The organism is Lentibacillus sp. L22, from assembly GCF_040812445.1.
GTDB classification, from domain to species: domain Bacteria; phylum Bacillota; class Bacilli; order Bacillales; family Amphibacillaceae; genus Lentibacillus_C; species Lentibacillus_C daqui.
On the sequence record NZ_JBFNXI010000043.1, the window covers coordinates 13,797 to 27,998 of the forward strand.

Consider the following 14,202-nt stretch of genomic DNA (forward strand, 5'->3'; position numbering starts at 1 on the left):
AGACATGGAAAAGAAAATTGGAATTATTGCAGATGACCTAACTGGAGCAAATGACAGCGGGGTCCAGCTCACAGAAAAGGGAATCAGCACTTCAGTATTTTTTGATTTGCCGCAACATGCAGACCTGCTGGATAGTGGTATTGTTATTGATACCAATTCCCGTGCCCTGTCGCAAAAACAAGCTTTTGATGTAACCAAACAGGCTGCACGTTTTCTCAAGGAGTCAGGGTATAAGCATATGTATAAAAAAATGGATTCCACTTTACGTGGGCATATCGGGACAGAATTACAAGCGGTATTTGAGGCGTTTCCGGTCGATTTTGTTGTGATTGCCCCGGCATATCCGCAACTAGGGAGAACAACCGTTGATGGTGTGCATTTTGTTAACGGAACGGAACTAGCAGCAACTGAAGCGGCAAATGATCCGAAACACCCTGTGAAGGAATCATTCATTCCCAAAATCATTGAAAACGAAATTGGCAAGAAGGTCGGATTGCTTAAACGAGCTGATTTCAGCAAAAACTTGTCAGATTTTCGGGATATACTCAACCATTTTAAAGAAAGAAATATACATTATCTCGTTTGCGATGTCCAAACACAAGGAGATCTTCAAAAACTTGCAGCTAAAATAACAACTGTTACGAGCGATGTGATTTGGGCAGGATCTGCAGGGCTGGCTGAAGTACTGCCTGATGTTCTAGGTATTGCACAAGAAAAACAAACCGAACATGTTGATTGTGCAGAGTATGTCATGACGGTATGTGGCAGCTTATCTTCCATCACACAAAAACAAGTAGCATACGCGAAGGCACAGTCGAAAGTTAGCGGTGTGGAGATAGATAGCATACGAATATTTTCAAAGGACTGGAACAGCATCAGCAGACAATACGTAAACAGCTGTTTGGAAGCACTGGAACACGGAAACGATATTGTTCTACATGTTCCTTCTGATGAGCGGACAAGAAACGAAGTACAAAAAAAAGGCAAAGCACTTGGATTAACGGATAATCAAATCGGGGAACATGTATCCAAAGCACTGGCTGAAATTATTTTGCAGGTTACAAAAGAAAACGACCAATTAACTGGTTTCATGTTGACCGGCGGAGATACGGCAAAAGATACGACACGTCATTTAGGTGGAATTGGTTTTAATTTAATGAAACAAATTGAAACAGGCATTCCACTGGGAACGTTAATTGGTACAAGCAAGACATTCACTGTGGTGACCAAAGCAGGTGCCTTTGGCGGGAAAGATTCCATTTATTACGCCATGCAGGAAATGAAAGGGGTAAGTAAACAATGAGCAAGAAACCGATAATTGGAATTACGATGGGTGATGCAGCCGGGGTTGGCCCGGAAATTATCGTAAAAAGCCTACAAAATGAAACAATATATAAGCAGTCCCATCCGATTGTCATTGGTGATGCAAAAATGCTGGAGCGCGCTGCCAACGTTTTAAATGAAAATATTGTCATTAACAAAATCGATGGTCATGCAGACCTGACAAATACAAACTTTGGTGAAATTGCTTGTTATGACCTTGATTTGCTACCGGCAGACCTTCCTTTTGGACAAGTATCTGCAAAAGCGGGCGACGCGGCATTTCAATATTTGAAAACAGCGATAGAACTGGCAAACGAAGGGAAAATAGATGCCATTTGTACAGCACCTCTAAATAAAGAGGCTTTGCATAAAGGTGGACACAATTATCCTGGTCACACGGAAATTTTGGCTGAACTAACAGGAACGAAGGAATTTTCCATGATGTTATCATCGCCAAAATTGAAGGTTATCCATGTGACAACACACATCGGCTTACTGGATGCTATCCATTCGATCAAGCCGGAAAGGGTGTACAATGTGATTCGCCTCGCGCATGAAACATTGTCGAAATCGGGTATCAATCAGCCTAAAATCGGTATTTGCGGCATTAACCCACATGCAGGTGAAAATGGGTTGTTTGGTTACGGAGAAGAAGAGGAAAAAATCATTCCTGCTGTAGAAAAGGCTAAAACAGAAGGCATTACAGTTGAGGGTCCGCTTCCAGCTGATACATTATTCTTTCGTGCTCAACGTGGCGACTTTGACATTGTTGTTGCGATGTACCATGATCAAGGACATGGACCGATCAAAGTGTTGGGACTTGAAGCCGGTGTAAACATTACCGTTGGGTTACCAATTATCCGGACCAGTGTGGATCATGGAACAGCTTTTGACATCGCGGGAAAAGGTATTGTTGATGAAAGAAGCATGTTAGAGGCGCTTCGTCAGTCGATTGAATTAGCGCCAACTGAGTGATGGAGTTTCGACGATATAAATCGAATAGGTATTAAGGTGGCGAATAATCTCTGCTGAATTTTTGGCAGAGGTTATTTTTTTATATTAGTTCTTGACTAAAAGGAATAGTCCAAGAGCCATTTGTTCGAAGTATTATTTTTAGAATAGTTCAATTAATGGACCTATTAAAACGAAGAAATAACTTTCATAACTGAATAATCAATAGTATAATGGACTTGTTATACAAGGAGGTTATGCTATGTCGTCTAATAATCAAAATATTCAAGATATCCCGCAGAAAGGTTTCTTTGGACATCCGAAGGGGTTGTCTACGCTTTTTTTCACTGAATTTTGGGAGCGTTTCTCTTATTATGGTATGCGCGCGATTTTATTATTTTATATGTACTATGAAATCTCAAAAGGCGGCCTGGGGATGGATCATGGAACGGCTGCATCGATTATGGCCGTTTACGGTTCTCTCGTGTATATGTCCGGAATTATCGGCGGCTGGATTGCCGACCGATTGCTGGGAAGTGCTCGTACCACTTTCTATGGCGGTATCCTGATCATGTTCGGTCATATTGTTCTTTCTTTTCCGGGAAGCATAACAGGATTGTTCGTATCTATGGCCTTGATTGTCATTGGGACAGGACTGCTTAAACCGAATGTTTCCAATATTGTTGGTGATTTGTACAGTAAAGAAGACTATCGCCGTGATTCTGGTTTTAGTATATTCTATATGGGAATCAATATGGGTGCACTTATTGCGCCGTTAATTGTCGGAACTGTTGGACAGGAATATAATTTTCACCTTGGGTTTAGCCTGGCAGCCATTGGAATGTTTATTGGTTTGATCATGTTCATCTTTACCAAGGGAAAATATTTGGGACCGGCTGGGACGAATGTGCCCAACCCGCTAACAGCAGCTGAGCGTAAACTTGTATTTGGTCGAATTGGTATTGCTGCGCTTATTGTGATTATTTTGGGTGCCATTTCCATTTATACAGGGCTTTTAACAATCGACCGGTTTACCATGCTTGTTAGTATTTGCGGTATTGTTATTCCAACTATCTATTTTATTGTCATGTATCGAAGCCCGAAGACAACAAAAGTGGAGCGTTCCCGATTGCTGGCTTATATTCCGATGTTTATTGCAGCCATCATGTTTTGGGCAATTCAGGAACAAGGATCGATCATTCTGGCTCGTTACGCAGATCAGCGAACACAGCTTCATTTCGCCGGGTTGGAAATTCAATCATCCTGGTTTCAATCATTGGATCCACTATTTATCGTTATTTTCGCACCAGTTTTCGCATGGCTTTGGCTTAAACTCGGGAATCGGCAACCATCGACTCCGACGAAATTTTCGATTGGGTTAGTTTTTGCAGGTCTTTCATTTATCGTGATGATTATCCCTGCTTTAATGAATGGAACGGATACACTTGTTAGTCCATTATGGTTGGTACTCAGCTTCTTCCTGGTTGTTATAGGGGAATTATGTTTATCACCAGTTGGTTTATCAGCAACCACCAAGCTTGCACCGGCAGCATTTTCTGCACAAACGATGAGTCTATGGTTCTTATCTAATGCTTCAGCACAAGCCATTAATGCACAGATTGTTCGGCTATATTCGTTTGACACGGAAGTTTTATACTTTGGTGTGATCGGCGGAATTTCTGTTCTTCTTGGTTTACTGCTATTTATTACATCGGGAAAAATTCATCAGCTAATGCGCGGGATTGATTAACGCGGTGCTGGAAAAACTGCTAGTAGTAAAGTGCTAGCAGTTTTTTAATGGAGGAATTCACTCAAAAGACCCACTGTAGCCTATATGTCAAGTGGTTCCTGGAGTCTCCCTTTTCTTAAAATGAATACAAACAAATGTTCTTGACTTTGGCTGATTTGTGGAATATCATATTGTTAAGATGAAAGAGAAATCAAATTGTTTAGTGACTGCTTGGAAACCTTGAAGAATAACCTTTGATAGAAAAAACAATAAAGATTAAACCAACGAAATTGCTTACGTGTGAGATCTTCTCTTAACTTAATATACAATATACAAGAAATGGTGCGATGATACGATGGCAAAAAAATATTATGCTGTAAAAAAAGGTAAAAAAACTGGTATATTTACGAGTTGGGATGAATGTAAATGCAACGTGCTTGGGTATTCAGGGGCTGTGTATAAAAGTTTTACCAGTAAAACAGATGCGGAAAGTTACTTACAGGGATCCAATGGTGAAGAAACAAAAGACGCAGCTTCCGAATCAGAAGTTGTGGCATATGTTGATGGTAGCTTCAATAAGGCAACCTCTGAATTTTCTTATGGTGCTGTCGTGTTTTTTCAGGGACAGCAACATCGCTTTTCCGCAAAATTTAATGATCCGGAATTGGCAGCAATGCGAAATGTTGCCGGCGAATTAAAAGGAGCAGAAAAGGCCATGGCTTTTGCTGTTGAAAACGGAGCGAAGAGTCTAGCAATTTATCATGATTATGAAGGCATTGCTAAATGGTGCACAGGGGAATGGCAGGCCAAAAAAGAGGGAACCATTGCTTATAAGCGATATTATGATGATGTAAAAAAGGATGTAGATATTTATTTTGTTAAGGTAAAAGGTCATTCTGGTGATAAATATAATGATTTAGCTGATGAGCTGGCGAAAGATGCCTTTGCCTGAATGAATTGTGTAGTAAAGATTACCAAGGTTCTTCAGTATTTAAAAATAGGCGATATGACAATGGACGCGCATGTTGTTGTATCGTTTTTTTATGGAATTTCCAGCAAATTAATTGACCAGCCTTTACTTGGGGAAAAATGTCATATATGGACAAGAAAAGTTTTTAATGCCATTTTGACAATAGGTTTCAGGCAAGACCCGCAAAAAAGGGCATGATTATAGTTATAGTTATTAACTATGAGCCGACGTACCTATTCGTAGGGACAAAATAGAGACTGAATTTCAATGTCCTGTTAATATTAAAAGAAAGTCATCTAAACAAAAGCTGGCAAAAACAATACATTGTGGAGGTTACTGCTTAACATGATCATTGAAATGATAGCACAGAATGGATATGAAGCAAGCAAGGCAGAAAAATTTGGAGCAAGCCGTATTGAGTTGGTATCGGCTATTCAGGAGGGTGGATTAACGCCAAGTTACGGGACAATCAAACAAGTGTTAAAAATGGTTTCCATACCTGTTCAGGTGATGATTCGGCCGCACAGTTACCATTATTTTTACACCGATCGTGAAATGGAAATTATCCGGGAAGATATACATATGGCACTGGATGCTGGTGCAGCAGGGATTGTCATTGGCGCATTGAATGAGGATAGGACAATCAATGAACCGATACTGGAATCTGTCATTTCTTCATTTCCGCAAGTGGATATTACATTTCACCGGGCATTTGATGAGGTTCCATCGCAAATTGAAGCTTATCAAACATTAGCGAAATATCATCAGAACGTCAAACGAATTTTAACATCAGGGGGGAAAAGCAATTGTTTGGAAGGAAAAATAAATCTGCGAAACCTGGTAGAAATGGCAAACAAATTAAATGGCCCAAAAATAATGCCTGGATCAGGGTTGTCTCCTGAAAATATACAGGAAATTCATTGGGATGTAGGTGCTGATCAATACCATTTTGGCAAGGCTGTAAGGGTGGATCAGACTTTTGAGAATGGAATAGATGAAAAGGCTGTGGGTATGATTCGTAATGCATTATTGTGAACGGGTGAATACAAAAATGGAGTATTACCATACATTTTCTGATTAAAAAGTTAAAAAGGGAACATGGTGAAATTTTCGAATATTTAATGAATCCAAGTCCATTAAAAGGGACAATAACCGATAGATGACTCATTTAATACAACTGACAGCAAAACATACAAAACAGACGATAAGATTGGTATCGGACTTCCAAACGTCCCCATACACCATGAAATAAGGTGAAGATCATCTAATCTTCTGGAACAGCTAAACAAAACACGCGCATTCAGCTTTGCCGGAAATTTGTTTTGTTTGTTTAATGTTTAAAGGATGAAGTCAATACAAAAATGCACATGAAGGAGCTGTTTTGCTTGCATGTAAGCAGTGTTTACAAAAAGGGGAGTAAAGAAATAAACGAAGATGCCTGTCTCATGAATGAAAAAGCGGGGATTTACGCTGCGATTGATGGTGCAACAGGGCTATATGGTGTACCAGGATATATTGCATCTTATGCTGTAAAAGAGGAATTAAATAAGGCAACAGGTGATCAATCTCTTTTTACTTATATTACATTAGCAAATGATAGGATCCAAAAGGAAACCATGAATTATTATGAAGCAAACATAAAACAATCAGGTGTGACTAATTTTTTGCAAATTCCAAAGGTCAAAAGGAGTTCTACTGCCCTTGCTGCCATAAAAATAGCTCCCGATGATTCATTTTTGGAATATGTTCATGCTGCGGATTGTATGCTTTTTCTTCAATATGAAACAGGTACAATAAGGATGGTTACGCATGATTTGCTGCAGGATTTGGACAATATAGCAATACATAAGCTTGTTGAAGAGCGAGAAAAAGATACAAACCGCCAATTGAGTCTAAGTGATTTGTCGGAAACAGTGAAGCCAATTTTAAAGGAGAATCGCGGTAAAGCAAATACATATGGCGGATATAGTGTTATAGACGGCAGTGAGGAGGTACTGGATTTCTTGGAAAGGGGAAGGATTTCATTAAATAGGGTTTCAAAGATGTTGTTGGTAAGCGATGGTTTGCTCTTGCCGCAGAAGCTGGATGAACGAGATGCGTGGATGAAAACAGCTCATCTAGCATTTTCTAATGGTTTGGATCAATTGGTAACGGAGGTGGAGAAGCGAGAGAACGATGATCCGCATTGTGTTACATACCCAAGATTTAAAAGGATGGATGATAAAACAGGAATTTTGATCGAGTTGTAAGAGAAATTTTTTTGTGTACACAAAAGATTGGTTAGCTATTTTTGAAGCGACCAAAGAAACAATCTTCAGTGAGGCAATATAGAAGGGCATCATTTCGGTTTGCCAAGCGATATTATTGATAAGATATAAGAAAAAGAGCAAAATAGAGAGGAATTAAAATCGAAAAAGGAGCTTAATATCAATGCATGCAAAAGAATTGAGAGAAAAAATAAATTCCTACTGCCAAGAATATGATAGTTTGTACGGCAAGTTAGTAAAACCGATTAATGAAATGCTTATCGATGTTGATGCAGATATATCAGAAAAAACGGCGAATCAAATATTAGAAAACCTTCAATTATTTCATGAAGGGAAAAAATATATTGCAGATTGCCATCTAGACGAAAGTAATAATTTTTTGGAGGACGGTATTGAAGAATTAAAAAAAGGTAACCTTGCTGATGGTGCCCTGCAAATATTTGGGGCAGGGTTAAATTTTGCTAGTTTTTCAACGAAAGCCGCTTCAGTAAAAAATATTAACCCCCATAAAATGTTAGATGAGCGATTTAAATTGTTAAAGAAATCATTGGATGAAGATAGAGGGTAGAAGTTTTTGTACCACAAATTTTGTCGAAAGAGAATAAAGATGTAATTATACAGTGCTAAAAAAGGATGCCAGCTCCTAAGTGGGAGAGGCATTCTTTTTTTCATAATTAAAATGTATCCCAGAGTATTTTTACGTCATTGAGATAAGTGAACAAAATGGACGTTGGGTAATATTAGCTGTTTAGCTTAACTGTCAATCATGTTATATAAAAGTTTGCCTTTGGTTACGTTGCTGTCTTTGAGGCAAAATGACCATACCTTGCCTATATATTTTATGCGCCGGTAGAGTGCACTAAATTATTTTAATTGAACAAGTCATTAATTTTTCCTATAATTAATAAGATTAAGATTAAAATTCTGTGTCTTATTTTCAGTTTAGTAGATAACCCGTTAAACCCACGACTCAAACTATTGCGTTCATTTACAAGCTGTTTCGAAGTTAAATGAAATAAGAAGGTGGTAGGCATGCTAGAAATTATCGTACCATTAGCATTATTGTTTATAATTGCCTTGGTTAAGCAAATACCTAAGATTGGTGGTGATATTAGAGTCGCTCTTATTGCAGCTGCCATTTCATCCGCGGTTATTTCCGGGTTGCATCCAGCTGAAACACTTCTCGCATTTATCGACGGGATTGATCGCTTGTCCTGGATTATTATGCTGTCCGTGTTTGGAAGTTTGTATGCTGAATCCCAGGCTAAATTAGGCACCATTGATACCACTTTGAATACGCTTCGTTCTGCTTTTGGAAATTCGCCAAAGGGATTGATTGTCGCAATATTTATTACGTTAATTCTGGCTGGGTCTTTACTTGGGGATGCAATCGCAGCTGCTACCGTCATTGGATTTCTCGTTATCCATTCACTAACCGAATTAAAATTAAAGCCGGAACAAATTGGCATGATTATTTTACTTGGTGCTTCCATCGGCTCTATTATGCCTCCGATTACGCAAGGTGTTTTTTTATCGGCCTCACTGGTCGGTATTGATCCTGGCCCTGTTATAAAACTTGCATACATAACCGTTACCTTCGGCGGCATATTTGCTATTCTGGAATCGCTCCGTTTTGTCCGCGGAAAGAAAATGCCCCAAGAATTAATTCCAGAAAAATCTGTTGTGCGAATTTTAAAGGAAAGATGGAAGACGCTGATTCCACTATTTGTTCTCATTGCAATCATCCTGGCTAACACACTGTTTGATTATAATATTTTCACGGAATTTGCCGTTTTAACTTTTGTTGTGGAACCTTTACAAGAGATTAAAATTTTACAAGGAGTGACATTTGAAGTTGTAAGTGCGATCATCATTGCCTTTTTGGTCAGCTTCTTATTTCCATCTGTTCGCAAAGATACAAAAGCAATATTCAAAAATGGATTAGTAAAAGTCAATCGAACCGTACAGATTCAGCTGTGTGCAGGAATTATGGTCGGGGTCTTTTATGCATCAGGGTTGATTGACAAGGTTGCCCTAATGACCGAGGGATTGGCTTCTTCCATGGTGAAATTAGGAGGAGCACTCTCGATGGTGGTTGTCGGCATGCTCACCGGATCTCAGACAACTTCCCAATCCGTGATCGTTACCTTTCTTGCCCCAATTCTTGAAAACATGAATGTAGATCCCGATTTGATTGCTTTAGGTGCTTCCCATATTGCTGCAGCAGGTCAAAATATGCCACCGGTAGGGTTAACAGCATTTGTTGTCTGCGGGCTAATTGGTGGGATACTAAATAAACAGGTAGATCCCGTAAAGGTAATGATGCTTGCGCTGCCAAACTCATTATACTTTTTAGCTATCGGATTGGTGGTGTGGTTCATCTAACATGAATATGAAAAAATTAGGGATTTTGATGCTTGATACAAGTTTTTACCGACCAAAGGGTGATATTGGAAACCCAGAAACATTTCCGTATCCTGTGGCATACCAGATGGTGGAAAAAGCGACAGTAAAACGGGCTGTGAAAATGAGTGATTCCATATTAATTGGATCGTTCATTCAATCGGCAATGCATTTACAGAATAAAGGGGTAAAGGCAATTACAACCAGTTGTGGCTTCCTTGCCCTTTTTCAGCAGGAAATCCAAAGTCAATTGCACGCCCCGTTTTATTCTTCCAGTTTAATGCAAATTCCCCTCGTACATATGTTATCAGGCGGAAAAGTTGGTGTACTTACAGCAAGGAGAAAAAGTCTGACAGTAAACCATTTGCAAGGTGTAATGGCACATCAGACACCTGTTGCCATCGAGGGAATGGATGACATGCCAGCTTTCACAACAGCCATTGTTGATGAGACACATGCTTTGGATATGAAGAAGGTCTCGGTCGAGATGAAGCAAGCCGTTACCAGACTGTTAGACAATCATCCAGATGTAAAAGCCATTGTTTTGGAATGTACGAATATGCCTCCGTATAAACGTTTTATAAAAGAAGTAACAGATCTGCCGGTATTTGATATTGTAACGTTAAGCAATTACGTGGTGGGGGCGTTGGATTAGTTGGCTGTGGTAAAGCATTTTTTTAAAAAAGAGTGGAAGGTAAGCTGTCGCAGGATGGGGACAGTCCTCTTCCGTTTGCTCCTTCTCCCTTTAGATTTTCGATAATTCCTAGTTTGTGGCCTCTCTATATGACTTTATTCTTACTATTTTTAATGTCATCAACTAAATACCTGCATTTTTCGCTTATTGTGTCTAGTACATATTTATCAATTCACAGAATTCAAATTAAAACTACAGGAAATGACAATATTTTTCATGGGAATCAATTATAATATAGTGAATTTACTGAATCTATGGATTGATACAGGTGATGGAAGATGTGAAGACTTAAACGCAGACTTGTATAATGCTTTCATTTCCTTGCGTGCAATAGGCTTTACGCTTGGTTCAATCCATTTTTATGTGCATAAGATCGACTTTCATGGATATACGATCAACTTAAAGTCGGATTCGATCGCCATTCACATGCATATGATCAAACCGAATCAATCAACTCTCACGCATGTCCACTTAAGATTAGTAGACGACTTTTTTAGCGGTTTGAGCTTGCTCGTCCTGAACCTACAGTCAATCCATGGTGAAAGGAACAAGAAGGAGGGAATGAAATAGGAACTGGTAACGGAAGATTTTGCGTAAGTGTAAGAAGAAAGATGTAAGAACTTAATCAACTGTACGTTTTTAAAGGTTATACCAAACAGTATGGAGGGATAAAACATGATACATCGCAACAAAAAGCTGTTATCCATTTTCATGGGATTATTACTTCTCTTTTCTAGTTTAATTGTACAAGGCGGAACCGTGTACGCAAATGATACTGAACATGAACCGGAAAACCCTGGGATAAAAGCGGAGCAATTGGCTGAAGGCGACCAAGGGATGGTTGTCACCGCACATCCGTTAGCCTCAAAGGTTGGAGCTGATGTACTAAGACGTGGCGGCAATGCAGTAGATGCGGCTGTTGCAATTCAATATGCACTGAATGTTGTGGAGCCGATGATGTCTGGAATTGGTGGCGGCGGATTTATGATGTACTACGATGCAAAAACAGAAGATATATCTGTTATCAATAGCAGAGAGCGTGCCCCAGCTGGTGCAACACCGGATATGTTTATGACAAGTGATGGTACGGTCATGCCGTTTCCGGATCGGGTGGAAAGCGGGCGATCGGTTGGAGTGCCTGGAACATTGAAAGGACTGGAAACTGCACTGTTCAAATGGGGAACGATGCCAATGGATGAACTGATTCAGCCTGCAATCAACATGGCTGAGGATGGAGTAGAAGTCAATTGGGTTCTGGCCGATGCGATTGCAGGAAACACAGAGAAACTATCGCGGACTGCTGCCAAAGATGTGTTTCTTCCAAACGGAGAGCCACTAAAGGAAGGTGATCTTCTTGTCCAGAAAGATCTCGCGAAAACATTTAAACTCATTGCCGATCAAGGTACAGACGTATTCTATGATGGCGAAATTAGTTTAGCGCTTGCTGATGTTGTTCAGGATTTTGACGGCAGTATGGCTACCGCTGATCTAAAGCGTTACAATGTGACCGAAGATGCGCCTGCTTGGGGAGATTACCAGGGGTACGATATAGCATCGATGCCTCCGCCGAGTTCTGGTGGATTAACTATGTTACAGTTGCTCAAGATGTTTGAAAAGATGGATCTCACGCAACATGATGTGCGTTCTCCGGAAAAATATCATTTGATGACCGAAGCATTGCATCTTGCTTATGCTGACCGTGGGGCTTACATGGGTGATCCGGAATATATCGATGTTCCAAAAGATGGATTACTTCATCCAGACTATATAAAGCAACGTGTTGATTTAATTGACCCTGACCATGCAAATCAAGACGTTCAGCCCGGTGACCCATGGGATTTTCAGAAAGGCGATCCAGGGCAAGTCGTTGAGCAAATCGATGATAAAATAAATGGGGAAACCACGCATTTCACTGTTGCTGACAAATGGGGGAACCTTGTTTCTTATACCACGACTAATGAGCAGTTATTTGGATCAGGGATTATGGTGCCGGGCTATGGTGTCATGTTAAATAACGAATTAACTGATTTTGATGCGATTCCTGGTGGAGCAAACGAGGTTCAGCCAAATAAACGGCCGTTAAGCAGCATGACGCCAACGATTATTTTAAAGGATAACAAGCCATTCATGACGGTAGGATCACCAGGTGGGACAACCATTATCGCCTCAGTCATGCAAACCATTGTAAATACCATTGGTTACAATATGGATTTGAAAGATGCGATTGAAGAGCCACGCATCTTTAGCAGCAGCTATCCGACCATCCGCTGGGAGAATGGTGTTCCGGACAACGTAAGAGGTCAGCTTGAACAGATGGGGCATACTTGGGAAACAAAACCAAAGGAAATCGGAAATGTCAATAGCACGATGTTTGATGACGAAAAAGGAGTATATGTTGGTGCTGCTGATTCCACCAGGGAGGGCATGGCAATTGGTTTGTCGTCACCAAGCCTTCCTTATATGAAAGAACTGGTAGATCAGTATGCGCGATTTAATGATATCAAAGATGCTGATGCAGCCAGATTACTAAAAACTCATTTGACAGCTGTTGCCCATTACAAAGATACGGGAAAAACGGACAAGGCTGTGAAACATATGCGAGGATTGAAGCAACTCATGGAACGACAAAAACGACAAAAACTAATTTCTGATCAGGCTTATGAGGTATTGAAATCAAATGCCGATTCTTTGCTGGAGGATTGGGAGGAAAGTTGAATGTATGAAACAGACGAACTTGGTTGGAATAAAAAGATCAGTAATAAATGTATTTCATAGGAAGTAAATGTATCGATAAAGAATAAGTTTAAACGGGATGGAAGCAGTTAATGTTTCTATCCCGTTTTTAAATTTTACGGTGGATTTCCCAACTTTGAAATGCGGGATGTGGGTCAGCACCTCATTACAATCTATTTTTTCTTTACCCAGATAGATTGGGACCATTACCGCACTCCTTTGTTTATTTAAACCTAACCGAAATTAAGCCTAAAATTAATCAAAGACCTCTTCTCTGTTACCAAGAAGAATGTTTGTTTCACCCCTCGGATTTACTTCCCGAGGCCAGCAGATGGGGTCAAACCACAAGCAATCTTTGCCTGTTTAAAATCCCACCACACTGTATACATAGGGGATTCCACACCTATGTAGCCTGCGCGAGGCAATCGCTTTTTGGCTTTCTTTCCGATATTAACTGCACTGTTGATATCTCTCGAAAGCATGGTACCGCAGTTTACACATGTAAAGCTGCGAATGGATGGATCCTTTTTCTCGTGATGACCACAGACACAACAGGTTTTGGTTGTATCCCGTTCATCAATCTTTTGATAATGCTTGCCACTTTTTGCTTGCACCCAGTTTAATATACGGCGAAACTGTCCAACTGGTGTTTGATTTAACATGGCTCTTCTCATTGACCCGTATTTCGGTACATCGGGAGTTGGTGTATAGTCACCAATGTAAATGGCATCGTAACGCTTGGAAAAATAATGCGCATAGCTAAATAACAACGTCTTCATTTGTTCTCGACGTTTTAATTGCGCCTTTTCCAAAGCATGATTAAGTCTTTTCCAACGTTTGCTTGTCTCAAAATACGTAACCTTTGGGGTGCATACCAGCTTATTAAACTTTTCACATTTGTCCCGTTTTGATTTGATTTCATCGATTCGTTTATCCCAATACTTCAACAGTGCATTCATCGATTTCAATTCATATGATTTTCCATCACTGCCTAATCCTACCGCCAAATTCTTATGGTTGGGATCAAATACAATAAACGATTGTTCCTCTATTTTGGTGATTTCCTTGGCATCTTCTATTGTAAAAATGGCATAATACGAATCCAGATCCTTTGTAATGCGAAGGGTTTTGA

General features: G+C 39.9%; 11 protein-coding genes. 10 read left to right on the top strand and 1 reads right to left on the bottom strand.

The window, feature by feature from the left end:
• Window positions 1–4 precede the first annotated feature (4 nt).
• The 10 genes from ABRT01_RS14830 to ggt all read left to right on the top strand — a co-directional run bounded on the left by ABRT01_RS14830 (window position 5) and on the right by ggt (window position 13,052).
• Window positions 5–1,303 (top strand): four-carbon acid sugar kinase family protein, encoded by a 1,299-nt coding sequence (locus ABRT01_RS14830; protein ID WP_367748223.1) that lies wholly within the window; start codon window positions 5–7, stop codon window positions 1,301–1,303.
• Window positions 1,300–2,298 (top strand): 4-hydroxythreonine-4-phosphate dehydrogenase PdxA, encoded by a 999-nt coding sequence (pdxA, locus tag ABRT01_RS14835; RefSeq protein WP_367748226.1) that lies wholly within the window; start codon window positions 1,300–1,302, stop codon window positions 2,296–2,298. The genes ABRT01_RS14830 and pdxA overlap by 4 nt, the downstream gene beginning before the upstream one ends.
• Before the next feature lie 238 nt (window positions 2,299–2,536).
• Window positions 2,537–4,024 carry a peptide MFS transporter gene (locus ABRT01_RS14840; protein ID WP_269410215.1) on the top strand — a complete coding sequence of 496 codons (1,488 nt, stop codon included), beginning with the start codon at window positions 2,537–2,539 and terminating at the stop codon, window positions 4,022–4,024.
• Window positions 4,025–4,358: 334 nt separating this feature from the next.
• Entirely contained in the window at window positions 4,359–4,955 is a 597-nt protein-coding gene (locus ABRT01_RS14845; protein WP_367748229.1) for a ribonuclease H1 domain-containing protein, read from the top strand.
• Window positions 4,956–5,318: 363 nt separating this feature from the next.
• The gene (locus ABRT01_RS14850; RefSeq protein WP_367748232.1) at window positions 5,319–6,008 is read left to right on the top strand and encodes a copper homeostasis protein CutC; all 690 of its coding nucleotides are present in this window, start codon (window positions 5,319–5,321) and stop codon (window positions 6,006–6,008) included.
• A gap of 350 nt (window positions 6,009–6,358) precedes the next feature.
• Complete coding sequence (locus ABRT01_RS14855; RefSeq protein ID WP_367748235.1) at window positions 6,359–7,222, top strand: hypothetical protein; 864 nt, start codon at window positions 6,359–6,361, stop codon at window positions 7,220–7,222.
• A gap of 181 nt (window positions 7,223–7,403) precedes the next feature.
• Window positions 7,404–7,808 (top strand): hypothetical protein, encoded by a 405-nt coding sequence (locus tag ABRT01_RS14860; protein WP_367748238.1) that lies wholly within the window; start codon window positions 7,404–7,406, stop codon window positions 7,806–7,808.
• 464 nt (window positions 7,809–8,272) lie between these two features.
• On the top strand, window positions 8,273–9,625 hold the full coding sequence (locus tag ABRT01_RS14865; protein ID WP_367748240.1) for a TRAP transporter large permease subunit: 1,353 nt from the start codon (window positions 8,273–8,275) through the stop codon (window positions 9,623–9,625).
• Window position 9,626: 1 nt separating this feature from the next.
• Window positions 9,627–10,298 carry an aspartate/glutamate racemase family protein gene (locus ABRT01_RS14870; protein WP_367748246.1) on the top strand — a complete coding sequence of 224 codons (672 nt, stop codon included), beginning with the start codon at window positions 9,627–9,629 and terminating at the stop codon, window positions 10,296–10,298.
• Window positions 10,299–11,012: 714 nt separating this feature from the next.
• Window positions 11,013–13,052, top strand: coding sequence for a gamma-glutamyltransferase (ggt, locus tag ABRT01_RS14875; protein ID WP_367748249.1), 2,040 nt, complete (start codon window positions 11,013–11,015; stop codon window positions 13,050–13,052).
• A gap of 329 nt (window positions 13,053–13,381) precedes the next feature.
• On the opposite strand, the gene ABRT01_RS14880 is transcribed toward ggt, so the two are convergent.
• Window positions 13,382–14,202 (bottom strand): RNA-guided endonuclease InsQ/TnpB family protein (locus tag ABRT01_RS14880; protein ID WP_367748252.1); only part of this gene is annotated, 821 nt, incomplete at its 5' end.

Excerpts from the sequence above, each read along its gene's own strand:
- ABRT01_RS14830 (WP_367748223.1), top strand. The coding sequence starts at position 5 with ATGGAAAAGAAAATTGGAATTATTGCAGATGACCTAACTGGAGCAAAT.
- pdxA (WP_367748226.1), top strand. The coding sequence starts at position 1,300 with ATGAGCAAGAAACCGATAATTGGAATTACGATGGGTGATGCAGCCGGG.
- ABRT01_RS14840 (WP_269410215.1), top strand. The coding sequence starts at position 2,537 with ATGTCGTCTAATAATCAAAATATTCAAGATATCCCGCAGAAAGGTTTC.
- ABRT01_RS14845 (WP_367748229.1), top strand. The coding sequence starts at position 4,359 with ATGGCAAAAAAATATTATGCTGTAAAAAAAGGTAAAAAAACTGGTATA.
- ABRT01_RS14850 (WP_367748232.1), top strand. The coding sequence starts at position 5,319 with ATGATCATTGAAATGATAGCACAGAATGGATATGAAGCAAGCAAGGCA.
- ABRT01_RS14860 (WP_367748238.1), top strand. The coding sequence starts at position 7,404 with ATGCATGCAAAAGAATTGAGAGAAAAAATAAATTCCTACTGCCAAGAA.
- ABRT01_RS14865 (WP_367748240.1), top strand. The coding sequence starts at position 8,273 with ATGCTAGAAATTATCGTACCATTAGCATTATTGTTTATAATTGCCTTG.
- ABRT01_RS14870 (WP_367748246.1), top strand. The coding sequence starts at position 9,627 with ATGAATATGAAAAAATTAGGGATTTTGATGCTTGATACAAGTTTTTAC.
- ggt (WP_367748249.1), top strand. The coding sequence starts at position 11,013 with ATGATACATCGCAACAAAAAGCTGTTATCCATTTTCATGGGATTATTA.